Source organism: Thermostichus sp. OS-CIW-31 (assembly GCF_054060305.1).
In genome coordinates, this window is sequence record NZ_JBSSDA010000009.1 from 101,916 (window position 1) to 120,805 (window position 18,890).

Sequence of the window (18,890 nt, forward strand, 5' to 3'; positions counted from 1 at the left end):
TTCCACAATTTCTGCCAGCAGACTTCGCTGATACATTGACGCTGAACAAGACGGGTAGCTTGCACGGCGAGGCCATACACTGCTGCCCGGGGCTGCAGCGATTGCATCCTGCTCGTTGCCAATCGGCAGCTTAACCCTGGCAGGGCAAGAAGCTACGAGAAGCTACGAGGAAAAACGAGTGACGGCAGGTTGGAACGAGTACCTCAATCGACAGGGCGACCCCGGTACATCAGTCGGTACTTCACCTGCGGGGTCAAGTCTTTTTGCCCTGGATCCCCTTCCGCGGTGATGGGTTGTGGAGGGGCGGTGGGAGAGTGGGCGCTCGGCTGCGGGGGAGGGGTGGAAGAAGATGTACGGCTGACCTCCGCCGGCCATAAGCCCGCTTGCTTCAGAGCCCTGTGGAGCGCCTCCGTGTCAATAGGCAAAAACCACCTGGCAGCCTCGTAAATCCGTTCGAGGGAGTGGAGAAGGTCGCCGGCCTCCGCCAAGCCAGGGATCACATCTGCTGCCCCCTGGTAGATTGCCCAGCGCCGCTCTGCGGGCTCGATGTGGCGGCGGGGGTGATGAGTCAGGATCACAGGGATGTTGGGCAGCTTGCTTTGACACTCTCGACAAAAGGCATAGGGGTTAAACAGCCCCGTCGTCATGTCCACCACCATCAGATCCAAATCCAGAGGCTGGCTTGTTGCCGCCTCTAGCAGATCTTCACGTGGGGAAATCGGCACCACAGAGTGCCCCTGAGACTCCAGCGCCAACTTCCAGAGATGAATTTGCGAGGGCTGGCCCTGAGCTAGCAGTATGGTTTTTCTCACAGTGGATGGAGATATGCGAGTAGAAGGAAAGGCAAAGGCTTGCACCACTTAATAATCCGTCGTACGCCAGAATCTTGTGCGGGGCGTAATGTAGCATTCTTAGGGGAAGCAAATGGTAACCGGATATACAGATATACAAGTGTTGCGGTTTAAGCCCGACGCTCCATACCCTTAAACCTGGATCCCCAGCAGCCGACAGCCAATTTCTGGGTGCGGCCTGTCCGACGGCCTCAACGTTTGTCTTGCTCAATTCAATCTGGGATCCCTTCTTTCTCGCTTTCCAATTCAGCTTGCAGGGCCTGCAACTCTTCTGGGGAGAGGGAGCGGAGCCTCTCTTGAATCTGCTGGGTCTCGAAGCTGGCCCATTGAGCCTTCAGGGTCATTTCCCCACGCAGCACCCGCCTCAGGTAGCCAAAAGTCCAACCCAAGCAAGCCAGCAGGAGCACCACGCTCGATATCTGCTGCGCAGCCCCCGTATCCAAGCCCGCCCAAAGCAGCAGGCCATAGAGGATCCCTCCCCCCAACAGCAGGGCTAAGCCTATAGCAAGAACATCCAATCTGCGCATGGCTCAGTGAACCGACAAACGGCTGACCTTACAGCGACCGAGGCTTGGGCCGGAACGTCATGAAGGGAGCCAAGAGCACCATGCCGGGAAAGAAAAACAAGACCAAGAAAAACATCAACACCTTTTCCCAAGCACTGCCTGAAGTCCAGCGTTTGTCCACATACAGCAGAGACAACAGAGGCAGCACCAGCAGATAGAGAACAGCCAAACCGCCATAAGTTAACCCAATCAACGATGTAGTAGAAGCCATGTCGAGTGCGCTCCGCAGCTAGACCTATGTCCAACAAATCTAACAGGATTGTAAAGGGATTTGTCAGCTTGGGGGAGTTCGTAACTCAGCCAACTGACCACAAACTGACTACAAGCTGGTGCTGATCGCCCCAACGGGGCAGGTGGCAACACACTGTTCGCACATGACACAGCGGTTGCGAGAGAACTCCAGCTTCCAGCTGGGAGCAGAAATCTTCAGGGCCTCGGTTGGGCAAACTCCCGTACACAATCCACAGTCCACGCACAAGTCTGGGTCGATTTGAATTTCCTTGGCCCGTTCAGTCACCTCAATGCCCAAAGACTGTACCCATTCCAATCCTGCTTCCACCTGGTCGATATCCCCCGACAGCTCCACCACCAAAGTACCCACTTCGTTGGGGGCTACCCTGGCGCGCACGATATTGGCAGCCACATCGAAGTCTTTGGCCAACCGATAGGTGAGAGGCACATTCACCAAATGGCGGGGGAAAATGAGGGTGACTCGTTTGCGCACGGATCTTGAGTGTTTTGAGTGCAGCAACTTCCTTCAGTATGGCAGGCTTGTGAGGTTCAGTTTGGCCGTGAATGCAGCTCACTTCCACCCTCCACAGGACACCCAAGGCGAACCCCACAGCGGTAGGGCGGGGCTTTGAACCCAGTTTTTCGGTGAGCTCAGCTTCTTGGGAAGATCACCAGAGGCAGCGCGTGAGAAAACGGCGCCATTATCAGCGTGCCCCTCTCACCAAAAGCTATCTGTGGAAGCCGACCCAGAGCCTGCCACAATAGGATGGAGAGCGTCCCCGATCCCTATGAACCCATCTTTTGCTCAGCCCCGTCTCAACTCAGAGCAGTACCGCCAGATGCTGGTGCGGGATGGCGAACGTCGCTTCCGCGAGTGGCACACGGCCTTCCTCAAGTATCAACAGCAGTTTTTGCAAGAGATGAAGCAACTGCGTCTCCAGGGTTCCTTGCATCACTGAATGGTTAATGCCCACCGTCCCCACCTTGCACCCGCTGCCAGTCTTCTCCAAGCCCGATCCCTCCCCAAGGCCTACGGCCTGCCAAGGCGAACGGCAAGAAACCTTGGAATTGCTGGAGTGGCCCCGCCTTTGTCAGCACTTGGCCACCTTTGCGGCCACACCCTTGGGCCGCCGCGCCTGCTTGGAGCTGGATCCCTGGCAGAGCCGCGCCGACAGCGAAGCCTACCTTGAGCAGACGGAAGAGGCGATCCGCCTCGATCGCACACAGGCCGGGGGACTTTCTATGGCAGGGATCCACAACTTGCTGCCGGCTTTGGAACGGGCCGAACGGGGGGGGGTCCTGAGCGGGGAAGAGCTGGTGCAGATCGCTACAACTCTGGGGGCAGCCCGCCGCATCCGCCGCCTGATCGATGATCATGACCATCTGCCCCACCTGCAGGCCTGGGTGAGCAACCTGCGCACCTACCCGGAGCTGGAGCAGGAGATCTTCCGCTGCCTGGAGGAGCATGGTGAGGTGCGGGACAGCGCCAGCCCTACCCTTGCGGATCTGCGCCAGCAGCAGCGGCGGCAACGCAGCCAGATCCAAGAGCAGCTGCAACAATTGATGAGCCAGTATCCCCAGGCGCTGCAGGATACCCTGATTGGCCAGCGGCAGGGGCGGTTTGTCCTGATGGTGAAGGCCACCCATCGGGATCTCATCCGCGGCCTTGTGCACGACAGCTCTGCCAGTGGAGCCACCCTCTATGTGGAGCCCTACGCTGTGGTGGAACTGGGCAACCGCTGGCGAGAAACCCAAGTTCAGATTCAGGCGGAGGAAGAGCGGATCTTGGCCGCGCTCTCGGCTCAGGTGGCAGCCGTGGCCACCGATCTGGAGCATCTGCAGGGGGTGATGGTGGGGTTGGATGTGGCTCTGGCTCGGGGTCGCTACAGCCTCTGGCTGGAGGGCAATCGTCCCCAGTTTGTCTCGGCAGGATTGCGCCTGCGTCAGGCCAAGCACCCTCTGCTGCTCTGGCAGTCCCGCGCCGCCGCCCCTTCGGAGGGTCAAGGTTCTGCCGTTGTCCCCATCGACTTCACCCTCGCGGACTCCATTCGTGTCGTGGTTATCACCGGCCCCAACACCGGCGGCAAAACCGTTGCCCTGAAAACCCTGGGCCTGCTGGTGCTCATGGCCAAGGCGGGGATCTTCCTGCCGGCTCAGGATCCGCCCCAGCTGCCTTGGTTCGACGGGGTTTACGCCGACATTGGGGACGAGCAGTCGCTGCAACAAAATCTCTCCACCTTTTCGGGGCACATCCGCCGCATCAGCCGCATCGTGCAGGCCCTGCAGTCTGCTCCGGAGCCGGCCCTTGTCCTGTTGGATGAGGTGGGGGCGGGCACGGATCCCACCGAAGGAGCTGCCCTGGCGGCTGGGCTATTGGAGTACCTCTCGGAAAGGGCACTGCTCACCCTGGCTACCACCCACTACGGCGAGCTAAAGGCCCTGAAATACCAACATCCCGGCTTTGAAAATGCCTCAGTGGAGTTCGACGAGGTCACCCTGGCCCCCACCTATCGCCTCTTGTGGGGGATCCCAGGCCGCTCCAACGCCTTGGCCATTGCCCAACGGCTGCAGTTGGATCCAGAGATTCTGCGGCGGGCCCAGCGGCACCTGCAAGGGGAAAGCCAGGTGGATAGGGTCATTGCCGGCCTGGAAGCGCAGCGGGCTCAATTGGAAGAGCGGGCGGCCCAGGTGGGATCCCTGCATCGAGAGCTGGAGAGCCTATATCAACAAATGCAACAGCGCAGCCGCCAAATTGCCGAGCGAGAAGCCCGGCTGGAGCACAAGCAAAACCAAGAACTGCAAGCCCTGTTGGCTGCTGCCCGTCAGGAAGTGGCTGCCGCCATCCGCAAATTGCAGCAGGGAGAGGATCCCCAACGCATTACTGCCGAGCTGGCGCAAATCCAGCAGCGCTACTCTCCCCCACCGCCGCCTGTGGATATGGAGTTTGTGCCAGAGGTGGGAGATCGGGTGCGGCTGAGAGGCTTGGGGCAGACGGGGGAAGTGATCGCCATCGAAGGAGATGTATATGTAGTGCGCAGCGGCATCCTCAAATTCACAGTGCCACGGGGGCAGTTGGATCCCATTGATGAACACCAGGCTAAGCAACGCCGACGCCCCAAAGCCCCACCTCCCTCCCCTGCAGCCACCGCTCCCCTGAACCTGCGCACCAGCCAGAACACCCTCGATCTGAGGGGGAAAACCGTTGCTGATGCTGAGGCCATTCTGGAACAGCACTTTGCCCAAGCTCCTCCCGGCCCGGTTTGGATCATCCACGGCCACGGCACAGGGCGCCTGAAAGCCGGCGTCCAGGCTTATCTCCAAAATCACCCGCGCGTTCAGCGTTTTTCAGCCGCTGATCCCGAAGACGGCGGTACTGGAGTGACCGTGGCTCATTTACAGTGAGGCTTGTACAGTGAGGCTTGCCAGTGCCAGAAGGGAGTAGGGGTGGTCGCGTTGGCATTCTCGAGTCGGAGACCGGACAAGTGCCGGGCAATGTCTCAAGCTTGACTGTGGAGCACTGCCGCTGCTGAGCTGACGGGCTGGGATCCCTTCTGTTGCCGCTGGCTTTGCCAGAGCCAGTAGCCCCGCACCAGTTGGCTATCCCCAATGAGCTTCAACATCACCGCCACCGTTGCACCTGTCCAACTGAGAGGCCCAAAGGCGGCGCCTGCTGCTGCCAACAGCGCCAACCCAGAAAGATTTAGCCCCAAGCCTTGCACCCACATCCACAAGACAGTCTCGCGCTCTGACATCTGTCAGCTCCTAGAGGAGAAATAGGATAGCCCTACTGTCCTGAATCTGAGCAGAGACGGGGATGGGGTTGAGCCTTGACACCGCTGCCCAAAGCTGCACACTTGAGGGGGGCATATTCCCCCTACGGATGGGCTGCTTCACCCAGCCACTCCTGCAATCGGGCCAGAGCCAGCCGCTTCTGGGCAGCGGAGCGTATCGTGCCCTCCGTGAGCCGATTGAAGCCATGCACCAACCCCTTGCCCCCCAAAGCCACCAGCTTTACCCGATGGGTTTGCCCTGGCTCAAAACGCACTGCGTTGCCGGAAGGGATGTTGAGGCGCATGCCAAAGCTGGCGGCGCGATCGAAAACCAGGGCTCGGTTCACCTCAAAAAAGTGAAAATGGGATCCCACCTGAATGGGCCGATCCCCTCGGTTGGTAACCTCCAGGGTCACGGTGGCCCGTCCGACGTTGGCTTGGATGGGATCCTCTGCCAGCAGCAGTTCCCCTGGGATCAGGGCCGGCTCTGCGTTGGCGCCAGGCGTGGTTTTGGATTTGCGGCCAGAGGGCATGGGGACAACCTCCTGAAGTTTTTCGGTCTTTGGAGCATCTGGGGGATCCCTAGCGAATGGGGTGGTGTAGGGTAACCAGCTTGGTTCCGTCGGGGAAAGTAGCCTCCACTTGAATTTCCGGGATCATCTCTGGGATCCCAGGCATCACGTCCTCGCGGGTCAGCCACGTCAGCCCCTCGCTCATCAATTGGGCGACTGTTTTCCCCTCCCGCGCCCCTTCCAAGACTGCTGCGCTCAAGTAGGCCACCGCCTCAGGGTAATTGAGTTTGAGGCCCCGCTGCCGCCGATCCCGAGCCAACTGGGCAGCCAGGTAGATCAACAACTTGTCTTTCTCCTGGGGGGATAAGTACATGGGGCAACCTCAAAGATAAAAAAGGATACAAAGAGGACAGCAGCAGGCCCAGTTGGCCTAGAGTTGACCGAACTCATGCGCAGAAATCCCCAGCCTTGGCGCAGCGGACTGTTGCTACGCAACAAGGTGGCTAGCCGTAGTTCATCTTCTACCACCTCTGGGCAAAAAAGGGGAGCCCAGGCTACAAGAGATTTCACTCTCTCCTGCACAAGCAGCAGTCTCAACCTCTTCCGACATCGGGTTTTGCAACTTCCTTCCTAGGCAACCCGCTATATAAAGAGTAACAATAGATGCATATAGATTAGAAGATGTAAAAGTCTGTCTGGATTCCTATCTCAGCTCTGAGTTGGTTTATCCTGGAGCAATTTACCGGCTCTGTATTAACAGTTTCCTTTGATAGGTGTTGACTGGGTTCTTTTGATCGGCTATGAAACTCGAACTGACTCCCCGCCAGCGGAAGATTCTCTGGGCGACAGTGCGTAGCTACATTGCTACAGCTGAACCTGTCGGTTCCAGAACCTTGGCCCAGTCCTACAACTTTGGGGTAAGCACGGCCACCATTCGCAACGACTTGGCCACCCTTGAGCAAGTGGGATTGCTGTTTCAGCCTCACACCTCCGCCGGACGGGTTCCTTCCGACTTTGGCTATCGGGTTTATGTCAACGATTTGTTGACCTCCGCCAACAGCGGTGGGATCCCTCACGATGCTCCTCAGCCGGATCCCCATCCCGCTCTGCAACAGTTGATGGATCAGCTTGGCCGTGAGCTGGGAGACGACCTAGACAGCCTCCTGCAAAGGGTAGCTCAGCTTTTGGCCCATCTGAGCGGTTGCATTGCTCTCATCACTCCTCCTCAGGGGCCGGTGGTAGCCATTCATCATGTGCAGTTGGTGTCGGTAGCGCCAGGGCGGGTGATGGTGTTGGTGGTAACCGACTCCTATCAAACCCATTCAGCTCTGGTCAGCCCCCCCGACTGGCCCAGCGACTCCCGAGAGGATTTGGAAGATGAATTGCAATTGCTCAGCAACTTTCTCACCCTGAAGCTGCGGGGCAAAACCTTTGCCGAGTTGCAGGATCTGAGCTGGCTGAAACTGGATGAAGAATTTCGTACCTACGGCCATTGGCTCCAGCAACTGCTGCGCTCGGTGGTGCAACGCTGTCTACAGCCCTCTCTGGGGCAGGTGTTCAGTGCCGGTATGGCCGAGTTGATGCGTCAGCCGGAGTTTTCCCAGGCCCGACAGGTGCAGGCAGTGATGCAGTTGATCGAGGAGGGAGCCAAGCAACTGCAGGGGATGATCGGGCTCCATTTTGCCGATGGGGGTGATCCGCAGTTGGCGTATCTGCCTCCTCTGCCGAGCTCAACGGAGATGGATCAAGAGTCAGGACAGTCTGCCCGCAAGACCCCGGTGATCATCTACATTGGCAGCGAGAATCCACTGGAGTCTCTGCACCACTGCACGGTTATCGCCTCCACTTACCACCGTCGCTCGGCTCCTCTGGGCACCGTCACCTTGCTGGGGCCGACCCGAATGGCCTACGAACGCAGCATTGCTGCTGTGCAGGCGGTGGCCTCTCATCTGACCCGGGCTCTTGCCTAAGGGATCCCATGAAGGCAGGCAGGGTCTGGGTTGCACCTGAGCAATAACAAGCTGTGGCCAGGCTCTCTCCTCTCCACCTGCGGGTACAGTGCGCCATTCGGCAGCGGCAACTTCTTCACCCTGGCCAGCGGCTGCTGGTGGCTTTTTCGGGCGGGCAAGATTCTTTTTGCCTGCTCCAAATCCTGCGGGATCTACAGCCTTGCTGGGGCTGGCAGCTCTTCGTTTTGCATTGCGATCACCGCTGGTCGGCAGATGAAACGGAGTGTGCTCGCTTTTTGCAGGGGTGGCTGCAGCAGCAGGGACTGCCTCATGCCGTTGAGACTGCGGATCCCATCCGCCGAGATGAGGCAGGGGCCAGGGCTTGGCGCTACCAACAACTGGAGAAATGGGCCCGCACCTGGGACTGCAGCGCCGTGGTGATGGGGCATACGGCCAGCGACCGGGCCGAGACATTTTTATGGAACTTGCTGCGAGGGACAGGAGCCGCCGGGCTGAGCAGCCTAGATTGGCAGCGTCGCCTGGACGACCGGGATCCCACCTCTGCCCAAGTGGTGCGACCCCTGCTGGAGCTATACCGTTGGGAAACCGAGCAATTTTGCCAACAGCACCAATTGCCAGTTTGGCCGGATCGCAGCAACCAAGATCTGGCCCATGGCCGCAACCGCCTCCGCCTAGAGGTGATGCCTTACTTGAAACAGCACTTCAACCCGCAACTGGAAGCGGCCCTGAATCGGGCTGCCACACTGCTGCAAGCAGAACATGAGCTGGTGGTAGCTCAAGCAGCTCAGCTATGGCCACAGGTATATGAGCCCGCTTTGCCAGGGCTGCGACGGGATCCCTTGCGGGCTGCCCCCTTGGCTCTGCAGCGGCAGGTAATGTTCCAGTTTTTGTCCCTGGTGTTGCCCCACCACCCCACCTTTGAACAGGTAGAAGCCGGGATCCGACTCCTCAAGGCAGGGCGCGGCAGCCGTAGCCCCGATTATCCAGGTGGGCACTGGCTGGAAGTGAAAGGGGATCACTTGGTTTGTTTCCATTAATTTTTCCATTAATTCCACTTCCCCGAAGGGAAGCGACTGGCCGGCATACTTGTTACCAGCTCCGGATAAACCACGTTTCCATTAATTCCACTTCCCCGAAGGGAAGCGACTGATTCATTAATAGTAAGTATCACCACTGATTGTGGCAATACTTGGATACGATTAGCATCTTATGGTAATAATACAGGCCCGCGTCCATTGGCTACAGCACCTGATATGACCACTGCATTTGTACCTACCCCATCACAATGGGCAACCAAGACAATAGATTTAAGCCCGTATGCTTCTCAAACCGCCGCCAGAATCAGATTCCAATTGCGAAGTGGATGGGGAAATGTTACTTATCTGGATTTATTTAATACCTCCAACTGTTAGCGATGGCTACCAACGATAACATAATGGGTACTTCTATGAGTACACCAACCACCGTGGCTAACGACGCACCTGAATTAAGACCAAAAAGTGATATGGCCACGGCAACTGCGAGTTCAAAAAAATTACTGGCACCAATCATCGCAGCCGGTGCACAAACCGGATGTGATAAACGGAGCAATTTTCCACCCAGCCAGGTTATAAAAAATATGAAGTAGGTTTGAATGGTCAGTGGTATGGCTATCAACAAAATGGTGTATGGATGATCCAGTATGTGTTCGCCCTGAAAGGCAAAGAGTAAAACCAGGGTTGAAAGCAATGCTAGTATGGAAACAGGACGAAGTGCCGGAAGAAATTTTTGTTCAAACCAATCCTTTCCTTTTCGTTGAGGCAATATTCGATTGGTTAGATAACCCGTAGTTAGCGGTATAACAACAAACACAACCACCGAAGTAATCAGTACTTCATACGGTATCTGTATGTTGGTTACTCCCAGCAGCCATTTTACAATGGGTACAAATGCAACCGGCAGAATAAGATCGTTGACTGAAACTTGTATTAACGTATAATTGGCATCGCCTCTTACCAAATAACTCCACACAAACACCATGGCTGTGCAGGGTGCGGCACCCAGCAGAATGGCGCCTGCCAGGTACTGGTCTGCATCTTCCGGAGTGATCCAGGTAGCATACAGATTTTTAAAGAAAATCCATCCAAACAATGCCATGGTGAAAGGTTTGATCAGCCAGTTTACAGTAACTGTCAGCGCCAGCCCTTTCCAATTTTTTGAAACACCGCCTATCGATGAAAAATCAATCTGTACCATCATCGGGTAGATCATCATCCAAACCAACACCGCTACCGGAATGTTGATGGTATATATCTGCCAGCTTTCAAGCACCGAAACAGAATTCCCCAGTATTTTCCCAAGACCAATGCCTGCAGCAATGCATAGCGAGACCCAAACGGTAAGGTATTTTTCAAAAAACTTCATGGGTTGAAATTTAATTACAGCGTTTCCATTAATTCCACTTCCCCGAAGGGAAGCGACTCCCGCCGATTATAACCCTTGCCCAGAGGTCTTGTTTTCGGCTGCAATTTCCCCTTGTTTTTCTCCGCCGAGGGGCCTGAAACCCTTGCCCAGAGCGGGATCGACCGGGTCAACGGAAGAATCAGGGTTTGAGGTTTGTCGCCGACCCTGTCGCTAACCATGTTGGTGTAGAAATTAACATGGATCCTGGGGTCGCTGCCTGGATAGGTTGGGGGCTTGGGCCAGCCCTGGGCAATGGGGCTTGCTGGTGGCGTCCGGAGAACAGAGTCTATGAGAGAATCTCTCGGCCCAACCGTGGGAAAAGTGTCGAGCATGTTAAAAGTAGACGAAAATGAGATCTCGATAGGATGCCAGTTTGCCTATCGACTGTTGTCGCTATAGTGGCTGAACACCATGCTGGATCCCCTTTTGGAAGAGAAAATCCGTGAGCAAATCCGCACCCACAAGGTGCTCATCTACATGAAGGGCACCCCGGAAATGCCCCAATGTGGGTTTTCCTATGCCGCCGTTCGTGTGCTGGATAGTTTGGGCTTCCCCTACACGGCGATTAACGTACTCGAGGATCCTGAGATCCGCCAGGGGATTAAAGAGTTTTCCAACTGGCCTACTATCCCGCAGATTTATATTGATGGGGAGTTTGTGGGCGGTTGCGACATCATCCAAGAGATGCACGCCCGCAACGAGCTGCGTCCGCTGGTCGAGGCAGCCTTTGCTAAGGCCACGGCTCAATCTTAAGGGATCCCATCTCATCCAGAGGGGTTGCCATGCTTACCCCCGACTACCTTCGGCAGCACCTGATGGAGAAGCTGCAGGCTCTTCATGTGCAGGTAGAGGATGAGTCCCACCTTCACATCGGCCACGGGGGCGGGACAGGAGGGCACTACCGAGTTCAAGTAGTGTCGCCTTCGTTTGTCGGCAAAACGACCCTACAGCGACATCGCCTGGTGTATGCCGCTCTGGCGGAACACATGGGGCGGAGCATTCATGCTTTGGCCCTGCAAACTTACAGCCCTGAAGAGGTTTCTGCGCAAGGGATCCCTGAGGAGATCAGCTAGCATAGAGGGCAAAATCGCGGTCCCATCAGGGCAGAGGAGAGAGCATGGCAACTCTTTTGGCCACCTGGCTGATGTCAGCCTTGAGTGTAATGATCCTGGCTTGGCTTTTGCCCGGGATCCACGTCTCCGGGTTTGGCGGGGCTTTGGTGGCGGCTCTGGCCATTGGTCTGGTCAATGGTTTGGTTAGGCCGATTCTCCGGCTGATCACCCTGCCGATTACGGTTCTTACCCTGGGCTTGTTTTGGCTGATTTTGAACGGCATTTGTCTAGCCATTGCCGATAAGCTGGCCGGGAATGCTTTCAACATCGATAATTTCGGCTGGGCGTTTATCGGCGCAATTGTACTTTCCATCGTCAGCGGCTTGGTTCAGCAGGTTTTTGAGCAAGGTGCGCCGAACTGACTTCGTCCCCAGCCGTGAGAGGGCAGGGTTTGGTTCAAGATTGCAGGGGGTACGCTAGGGGAACGTCAACACTCAGCCCGACGATAACCAAAACCAACTTTAAGGGATCCCGATAAGCTTTACTCCATTGGCCCTGCCCGCTAAGTTTTTGCCGCAGAACCATAGGATTCTCCACAGATAGCCTGCACAAGATCTGCCAATGGCTAACATCAGCAGGATATTGCGAGCAGGCGTTTGATCTGTGGCTGCTTTATCTAAGCCTAGCAAATCGATAGGAAACCAGTAGGGGATCAAGTTGGTCGATCTGCAACTCAGGAGCTGGTTGGTATGAAGGCGTTGCTGCTCTATCCGCGTTTTCCTCAATCATTCTGGTCTTACAATCGCACCATTGAGATGGTGGGGCTAAAAGCGCTAATGCCACCTCTTGGCTTGATCACCGTTGCTGCTCTGCTACCCCAACACTGGGAGATTCGCTTTGTGGATCGCAATGTCGCTGCTGAAACAGAAGCCGATTGGCAGTGGTGCGATCTGGTGATCTTGTCAGCCATGTTGGTGCAGAAGCAGGATTTCCACGCCCTCATTCGCAAAGCGGTGCAGTTGGGCAAAAAAGTAGCGGTGGGCGGACCCTATCCAACTTCTGTGCCACAGGATGCCCTGGAATCTGGTGCTCACTATTTGGTTTTGGATGAAGGGGAAGTGACCATACCGGCCTTTGTCAAGGCTATAGAAGCTGGGCAAGAGTCGGGCATTTTTCGGGCTGCGGAAAAACCGGATGTAACCCAAAGTCCTTTGCCAAGGTTTGATCTGCTGCGTATGGATCAATACTTCATGATGTCAGTCCAATTTTCGCGAGGTTGCCCCTTCAATTGCGAGTTTTGCGACATCATCTCTCTTTACGGACGCAAGCCGAGAACCAAAGAGCCAAGTCAAATGCTAGCTGAGCTACAGGCCCTCTATGACTTGGGTTGGCGGGGTTCGGTATTTGTGGTAGACGACAACTTTATCGGCAACCAGCGCAACGTCAAGCGATTTTTACGAGAGCTGATCCCCTGGAGCCAGAAGCGCAACTATCCATTTACCTTTATGACAGAGGCTTCAGTCAACCTGGCCGAAGACGAAGAACTGATGAGGTTGATGGTAGAGGCGGGTTTCTATGCTGTCTTCTTGGGCATTGAGACTCCAGACCAAGACAGCTTACAGATGACCCAAAAGCTCCAGAATACCCGCCACCCTTTGGTGGAGGCCTGTCGCAAGATCAACGATGCTGGACTGCTAATCTATGCTGGGTTTATTCTGGGCTTTGATGGAGAGCGGCCAGGAGCAGGGGAGCGCATTCAGGCTTTTGTCGAGCAAACCGGTATTCCTCAGCCAATGCTGGGCATTTTACAGGCTTTGCCAAACACGCAACTCTGGAATCGCTTGAAGAAGGAGGAACGGTTGCTGGAAGGGATCGGCGTTACTGAGTTCGGCGATCAAAATACGCTGATGAATTTCATTCCCACCCGTTCTCTATCGGAGATTGCCCGAGAGTATCTGGAAAGTTTTTGGAAACTGTATGATCCTGCGCGATATTTATCTCGCTGCCTGCAACAATGCCTGAATATCGGCATCAAAGATGGCCGGCGGCAAATGATGAAGCTGCCCCTCCGCAAAGGGATCCATCTGCTTCTACAACTCATCTGGCGGCAAGGGATCCTTCATCCCGAAATCCGCGCCCAATTTTGGCGGCAGCTATGGACGATTTGGCGGCGCAAGCCCAGCCTGCTGAACCTATATTTGGGCCTCTGCGCTGCAGGAGAACACTTTTGGGAATATCGGGAATTGGCCCGCGCCCGGCTTACCCAGCAACTGGGATACGATCCCTTGCTGGCCGGCTCATCTTGACAGTATTTCTGGGGGAATGGTCTATCGATAGAGGATGCCCGGATGGGGCCTATGCGGCGACGACAGTTGGGGGCGATGGTGCTGGGATCCCTGTGGGCTGTTTGGGGAGGCTCTCGGCAGGCCCAAACGTCCGGGCGCGGAGATTGGCTGGCCGTGGAGCTGTTCAGCCGCTGGAGTGCGGATCCCTTGGCCGAGTTGGAGCTGATGGGCCCTTTTGTTTTAAATCAGCAGCCTTTTCCAACAGGCACCTGGAAGTTACAGGTTCGCCGCCAAGAGCTCCTTCTGACCGGGCCGGGACAGCCTCGTCGCTACCAGGGATCCCTTTGGCTACAGGGGGGAGCTCTGCGCTCCCTCGCAGGGGAGGAGCGTCGCTATCGGGGCTGGGTACAGATTCGTCCCAAGGGTTTAGGTCGCCTGCATCTGGTGAACTGGGTCAAGTTGGAAGACTATCTGCTGGCTTTGGTGCCCAGCGAAATGCCCGCCGATTGGCCAGCCGCCGCCTTGCAGGCGCAAGCCATCTTGGCCCGCACTTTGGCCATTCCCCATCTGCACCCCGGCCCCAGAAGAGAATGGCCCTCTACCTCGATAAGGCTATTGCAGGATTCCACCGCCCACCAGTTCTATGGTGGCCTGGCCTATGAGACGGCGGCGACCACTGCTGCGGTGCGGGCAACCCGAGGGCAGATCCTAACCCATGCCGGCCAGCCGATAGAGGTTCTGTTTCACTCCACCTGTGGGGGCCACACCAGCGCCAATCAGGATATTTTTGCCCCACCCGCCCGCCCCTACCTACAAGGGGTGATCTGTGACGGGTGTCGCGCCTCTCCCTTCTATGGCCCTCACAGCGTCCGGCTCAGCCGACGGGAGTTGGAGCCAGCCTTCGGCAACGGCGATCTGGAGATTGTGCAGTCGGATCCCTGGGGTCGCCCTGTGCGCATTCGCGTTGGATCCCAACTGTTGACCGGCCAAGAGTTTGTGCTGCGCCTTGGCCAAACCCTGGGTTGGGGGATCCTCCCCAGCAACCGCTTCACATGGGAACGTCTCCAGCCAAAGGCCGGCCAGCAGGAAGTGTACCTTTTTACCTATCGCGGAGCCGGGCATGGGGTGGGACTGTGTCAGTGGGGATCCCGCGGCTTGGCCGAGCAGGGCTACACAGCGCCGCAAATCCTCAATCACTACTTCCCCGGCACCCAGGTGATAACGTTGAGCTGAAGGCTGTTGGCCCCGACTCCAACTCTCATTTACTCCCGTGTCCCTTGCACACCCCCATCGTCGCCATCCTGCCTACTGCTACTGCAGTGAGCTGGAACACGCCCAGATTCCCAAGCGCCAGCAGCAGGATCCCTTGCCGTTTGCAGAAGCAATGGGTTGCATTGCCAATCAGGAAGCCGCCGTGGCCGCTGCTTGCGGCCCTTGAAGCAGTTGTGTCGTCAGCAAAACTGTTACATGGCTAACCCCTAAGCCACCCTGAGCAGGCGACCTTGGGCTGTGGCAGAAAAGCTGACTTCAGGCGCGAGCTTTGGGCGTGATCCTCACAATGGTGGAACGGGATCCAACCTGAGCTGACCCATTCGCTTGGGCTTGCGGCTCTTTGGCCATCCCGCTGCCAGTGGAAGTGGTTTGCGCTTTACGCCGCTTCTGCGGCACAGCATTTCCGGCCTGCTGGGCTGTAGGGCTGCTGGAGGCAGTTTTGGCTTGGGTTTTACTGACCGAGGAGCCCGCTTTGCCGGTCGAGCGGCTTTTCCCCTTGACCTCTGCAGAAGAGCCTTCCTTTTCAGCCAGCACCTGCAGGGCCATTTCCAGGGTAACCGCTTCGGCAGGGATCCCTTTGGGCAAAGAGGCATTGACCTTGCCATGTTTGACATACAGCCCGTAGGGGCCGTCGTGCAGATTGACCGGCTCACCATCCTCAGGATGGGATCCCAGCTCCCGCAGCGGCTTGGCCGAGGCGCGCCCACGGCCTTTCTTGGGCTGGGCCAGCAGCTCCAGCGCCCGCTCCAGGCTGATGGTCAGCACATCCTCATCGGCGGGCAGAGAGCGAAAATCGCCATCACAGACTACGTAGGGGCCGAAGCGGCCAATACCGGCCTGCACCTTTTTCCCCGATTCCGGGTGTTCCCCCAAGGTGCGGGGCAAGCTCAGCAACCCCAAGGCAATCTCTGGCGTGACCTGATCCGGTTTCAGCCCTTTGGGCAGAGAGGTGCGCTTGGGTTTTTTGTTGTCCTCAGAAACTTCCCCCAACTGCACATAGGGGCCATAGGGGCCCTGCGGGATCACGTAGATGGGCTCTTGGGTTTCCGGGTGAAAGGCAATGGGCTTGGGGCCTTCTTGCTTCCGCTGGATTAGCTCCGCAATGTGTTCTGGGCTCAGATCGGCGGGGGGAATATCCTCCGGCAAGTTGGCGCGCACCTCTCCAGACTCAGTTTCAACTGCTACATAGGGGCCATAGGGGCCAATGCCGATCTTGACAGGCAGGTTCTCCAGATGGATGGAGCGGGCCAGGCCGGAATCAATTTCCAGCTCGCGCGCCTTTACCTGTCCCTCGAGACCCTGCTCGCCCAAGAAGAAATGGCGCAGATAGGGCAGCCACTCCGCCTGTCCAGAAGCAATGTCGTCCAGCGTTTGCTCCATCTCGGCGGTGAAGCGGGTATTCACCAGGTTGGGAAAGTATTTTTCCAGCAGCTCGGTGACTGCAAAAGCTGTGTAGGTGGGCACGAGGGCATTCCCCATCGGCCTGACGTAACCACGGCTCATGATCGTATTCAAGATGGTGGCGTAGGTGCTGGGGCGGCCAATGCCCTCACTTTCCAACACCTTGACCAAGGAGGCTTCCGTATATCGGGCTGGAGGCTGGGTTTCGTGGGCAACGGGTTCCAGCTTCTGGCAGCGGAGGGGATCCCCCTGCCGCAACAGAGGCAGATGCACCTCCCGATCTTCCAAAGCCGCCTCTGGGTCGTCGGATCCCTCCACATAGGCGCGGAAAAAGCCGGGAAAATCGATGCGCTTGCCGCTGGCCCGGAACACCGCATCGTCTACGGCGATGAGTACGATGGTGTGGGTCTGCCGCGCCTCAGCCATTTGGCTGGCGACGGTGCGCTTCCAGATCAGGTCGTAGAGGGCCAGCTCCTGGCCGGAGAGGGGGGTTTGGCTGGGCAGGCGAAACTCTGATCCAGCAGGACGAATGGCCTCGTGGGCTTCTTGCGCCCCTTTGGTTTTGGTGGTGTACTGACGGGGCTCGGGGCTGAGATATTCTCTGCCGTACATCGACTCCACGCAGGCGCGGGCAGCGCGGATGGCCTGCTCCGACAGGTGGACCGAATCGGTGCGCATGTAGGTGATGTAGCCCTCTTCGTAGAGCTTTTGGGCAATGCGCATCGTCTGCTGGGCCGACAGGTGCAGCTTGCGGTTGGCCTCCTGCTGCAGGGTGGAGGTGGTAAAGGGAGGGGCAGGTTTGCGGGTGGAGGGGCGCTCTTCCACAGAGCTGACGATCCAGGCTTTTCCCAGCAAGCGATCCCGCAGGGCCTCGGCCTGGGCCTGATCCAACAACACCACATCCCGCCCGGCAATGAGCTGGCCGGTGCTGGGATCGAAGTCTTGCCCATTGGCCAGGCGTTTGCCACCCAAGCTCACCAGCTCTGCTGGAAAGACAGCCTGCTGGCCGGCGACGGTCGTTTTGGGCTGCAGCTCCGCTTTGAGATCCCAGTAGGAGGCTTTTCTGAAGGCGCGCCGCTCCCGCTCTCGATCCACCAAAAGCTTGACCGCCACCGACTGCACCCGCCCTGCCGAGAGTTTGGGGGCAATTTTTTTCCACAGCAGCGGCGACAGGGTATAGCCCACCAGGCGATCCAAGATGCGGCGGGTCTCCTGGGCACGCACCAGTTGCTCGTCCACCTCACGGCAGTTTTGCAGCGCCTCCTGAATGGCCTCGCGGGTAATCTCGTGGAACACCATGCGGCGGGTGGGCACTTTGGGTTGCAGCACCTGCTGCAAGTGCCAGCTAATGCTTTCCCCTTCGCGGTCTTCGTCGGTGGCCAGGATCAGCTCGTCCGCCTTCTTGAGCGCTTCCTTCAGCTCCTTGACCACCTTTCTTTTGTCCTTGGGGATGACGTAGAGGGGCTCGAAGTCGGCGTGGACATTGACCCCCAGGCGGCTCCACTCTTCTCCTTTCAATTCTTCTGGAATTTCAGATGCCGAATCGGGGAGATCCCGCACATGTCCCATCGAGGCCTGAACTTCGTACCCTGCGGGCAAGAATCCACGGATGGTACGGGCTTTGGTGGGAGATTCGACAATGACCAGCTTAGGCATAATTGAGGTTGGCAGCAATCGGCTTAGGTTGTCGCATTTCCCGCCCCAAGGATTGGGCGGGCCAGCATACACTGCAAGAGGTGCTTAAGATAGACAGCCTACTTTTCTGGAGCGTAGCAAGTCTACCTGCGCTTGACCAGCCGTCATCGGCGATGATCCGAGCGGTCTGGCCCCATCTGGCTGCTTTGCAGGACGATGAAACTACACCATTTTTCCATTCGCACCGCCGATATCTTCCGCTCCATCGCCTTTTACGAGGGGTTGGGCTTTGCGGTGGAAGAACGCTTTACTGCCGGGATCACGCTGGCCTGCTGGATGCGCGGCCCCTGGGGGCGTTTGGAGCTGATGCAAGTGCCGCAGCCCCATCCTGCCCCGGATCCCTTTGGGGATCCCCACTATGTGGGCTACTATCACCCCGCTTTTGAGGTGGGCCCCGAATGGGGATCCCTGGCCAACTACCTAGAACATTTGCGAGCGCAAGTGCCCCTTACCCTGCTGCTGCCGCCCCAGCTCCAGCAAATTGGGGGCCAGGTCTATGAAGTGGCGTTCATCGCCGATCCCGATGGCCTGCCGATCGAGCTCATTCGTCCCCAGGGATCCTCAGGAGAGAGTCTGCCCCAACGCCCAGAGGACATTAATAAATAGTTGGATAACTAGTTGATGGGTTAGAGGATCTAATTTGGGTGGGAGCGGTCGTTCCCCCTTGTCCAGATCCTGGAGAGCCAACCCTAAAGCTAAGCTAGTAGAGCTTCTGGGGAACTTGAGAGAAGGGTTTGTTGGCCGCTTGTCAGCTAGAAATCGCAGGAGCCCCGCACTGTACCCGTAGGGTCAGTGTCGGGAGGAATGCGGAAGTTATGATAGAACCATGACCCAAGTCCTGAC

At 57.3% G+C, this 18,890-nt stretch carries 20 protein-coding genes; 11 read left to right on the forward strand and 9 right to left on the reverse strand.

Annotated features, from left to right (window positions below; genetic code table 11):
* Positions 1-203: 203 nt before the first annotated feature.
* The 4 genes from ACVWY9_RS07320 to ACVWY9_RS07335 all read right to left on the reverse strand — a co-directional run bounded on the left by ACVWY9_RS07320 (position 204) and on the right by ACVWY9_RS07335 (position 2,141).
* On the reverse strand, positions 204-812 hold the full coding sequence (locus tag ACVWY9_RS07320) for a response regulator (protein ID WP_457387930.1): 609 nt from the start codon (positions 810-812) through the stop codon (positions 204-206).
* A 251-nt stretch (positions 813-1,063) separates the two neighbouring features.
* Positions 1,064-1,378 (reverse strand): DUF3007 family protein, encoded by a 315-nt coding sequence (locus ACVWY9_RS07325; protein WP_457387931.1) that lies wholly within the window; start codon positions 1,376-1,378, stop codon positions 1,064-1,066.
* A 28-nt stretch (positions 1,379-1,406) separates the two neighbouring features.
* The gene (gene ndhL, locus ACVWY9_RS07330) at positions 1,407-1,628 is read right to left on the reverse strand and encodes an NAD(P)H-quinone oxidoreductase subunit L (protein ID WP_457387932.1); all 222 of its coding nucleotides are present in this window, start codon (positions 1,626-1,628) and stop codon (positions 1,407-1,409) included.
* A 108-nt stretch (positions 1,629-1,736) separates the two neighbouring features.
* Positions 1,737-2,141: an NIL domain-containing protein gene (locus ACVWY9_RS07335; protein WP_414344412.1), complete on the reverse strand. Its 405-nt coding sequence runs from the start codon at positions 2,139-2,141 to the stop codon at positions 1,737-1,739.
* 295 nt (positions 2,142-2,436) lie between these two features.
* On the opposite strand from ACVWY9_RS07335, the gene ACVWY9_RS07340 reads away from it, so the two are divergent.
* A complete protein-coding gene (locus ACVWY9_RS07340) occupies positions 2,437-2,607 on the forward strand; it encodes a hypothetical protein (RefSeq protein WP_414344414.1) in 171 nt (56 codons plus the stop codon).
* A 7-nt stretch (positions 2,608-2,614) separates the two neighbouring features.
* Positions 2,615-5,050: an endonuclease MutS2 gene (locus ACVWY9_RS07345; protein ID WP_457387933.1), complete on the forward strand. Its 2,436-nt coding sequence runs from the start codon at positions 2,615-2,617 to the stop codon at positions 5,048-5,050.
* Positions 5,051-5,145: 95 nt separating this feature from the next.
* Here the strand turns inward: ACVWY9_RS07345 and ACVWY9_RS07350 are convergent, their stop codons facing one another.
* The 3 genes from ACVWY9_RS07350 to ACVWY9_RS07360 all read right to left on the reverse strand — a co-directional run bounded on the left by ACVWY9_RS07350 (position 5,146) and on the right by ACVWY9_RS07360 (position 6,303).
* Positions 5,146-5,400, reverse strand: coding sequence for a hypothetical protein (locus ACVWY9_RS07350; RefSeq protein WP_011433939.1), 255 nt, complete (start codon positions 5,398-5,400; stop codon positions 5,146-5,148).
* Positions 5,401-5,522: 122 nt separating this feature from the next.
* Positions 5,523-5,951: an urease subunit beta gene (locus ACVWY9_RS07355; RefSeq protein WP_457387934.1), complete on the reverse strand. Its 429-nt coding sequence runs from the start codon at positions 5,949-5,951 to the stop codon at positions 5,523-5,525.
* A 49-nt stretch (positions 5,952-6,000) separates the two neighbouring features.
* Complete coding sequence (locus ACVWY9_RS07360; protein ID WP_011433938.1) at positions 6,001-6,303, reverse strand: urease subunit gamma; 303 nt, start codon at positions 6,301-6,303, stop codon at positions 6,001-6,003.
* A gap of 427 nt (positions 6,304-6,730) precedes the next feature.
* Between ACVWY9_RS07360 and ACVWY9_RS07365 the strand changes: the two genes are divergently transcribed.
* Entirely contained in the window at positions 6,731-7,900 is a 1,170-nt protein-coding gene (locus tag ACVWY9_RS07365) for an HrcA family transcriptional regulator (protein WP_457387935.1), read from the forward strand.
* A gap of 53 nt (positions 7,901-7,953) precedes the next feature.
* Complete coding sequence (gene tilS / locus ACVWY9_RS07370; RefSeq protein WP_457387936.1) at positions 7,954-8,937, forward strand: tRNA lysidine(34) synthetase TilS; 984 nt, start codon at positions 7,954-7,956, stop codon at positions 8,935-8,937.
* Positions 8,938-9,292: 355 nt separating this feature from the next.
* On the opposite strand, the gene arsB is transcribed toward tilS, so the two are convergent.
* Positions 9,293-10,303 (reverse strand): ACR3 family arsenite efflux transporter, encoded by a 1,011-nt coding sequence (gene arsB / locus ACVWY9_RS07375; protein WP_414407670.1) that lies wholly within the window; start codon positions 10,301-10,303, stop codon positions 9,293-9,295.
* A gap of 450 nt (positions 10,304-10,753) precedes the next feature.
* On the opposite strand from arsB, the gene grxD reads away from it, so the two are divergent.
* The 6 genes from grxD (at position 10,754) to ACVWY9_RS07405 (ending at position 15,117) form a co-directional block, all read left to right on the forward strand.
* Positions 10,754-11,095 (forward strand): Grx4 family monothiol glutaredoxin, encoded by a 342-nt coding sequence (gene grxD, locus ACVWY9_RS07380; protein WP_011433932.1) that lies wholly within the window; start codon positions 10,754-10,756, stop codon positions 11,093-11,095.
* A 29-nt stretch (positions 11,096-11,124) separates the two neighbouring features.
* On the forward strand, positions 11,125-11,415 hold the full coding sequence (locus tag ACVWY9_RS07385) for a BolA family protein (protein ID WP_414329320.1): 291 nt from the start codon (positions 11,125-11,127) through the stop codon (positions 11,413-11,415).
* A gap of 44 nt (positions 11,416-11,459) precedes the next feature.
* Positions 11,460-11,816, forward strand: a complete 357-nt coding sequence (locus ACVWY9_RS07390) for a phage holin family protein (protein WP_011433930.1) — start codon at positions 11,460-11,462, stop codon at positions 11,814-11,816.
* Between the two features lie 327 nt (positions 11,817-12,143).
* Positions 12,144-13,700, forward strand: coding sequence for a B12-binding domain-containing radical SAM protein (locus ACVWY9_RS07395; protein WP_457387937.1), 1,557 nt, complete (start codon positions 12,144-12,146; stop codon positions 13,698-13,700).
* 42 nt (positions 13,701-13,742) lie between these two features.
* Positions 13,743-14,912 (forward strand): SpoIID/LytB domain-containing protein, encoded by a 1,170-nt coding sequence (locus ACVWY9_RS07400; protein WP_457387938.1) that lies wholly within the window; start codon positions 13,743-13,745, stop codon positions 14,910-14,912.
* Positions 14,913-14,949: 37 nt separating this feature from the next.
* Positions 14,950-15,117, forward strand: coding sequence for a hypothetical protein (locus tag ACVWY9_RS07405; RefSeq protein WP_011433927.1), 168 nt, complete (start codon positions 14,950-14,952; stop codon positions 15,115-15,117).
* An 89-nt stretch (positions 15,118-15,206) separates the two neighbouring features.
* Here ACVWY9_RS07405 and topA read toward each other — a convergent pair whose 3' ends face one another.
* Positions 15,207-18,008, reverse strand: a complete 2,802-nt coding sequence (gene topA / locus ACVWY9_RS07410; protein WP_457387939.1) for a type I DNA topoisomerase — start codon at positions 18,006-18,008, stop codon at positions 15,207-15,209.
* A 195-nt stretch (positions 18,009-18,203) separates the two neighbouring features.
* Here topA and ACVWY9_RS07415 point away from each other — a divergent pair, with 195 nt between their 5' ends.
* On the forward strand, positions 18,204-18,653 hold the full coding sequence (locus tag ACVWY9_RS07415; RefSeq protein WP_414342591.1) for a VOC family protein: 450 nt from the start codon (positions 18,204-18,206) through the stop codon (positions 18,651-18,653).
* Positions 18,654-18,890 lie beyond the last annotated feature (237 nt).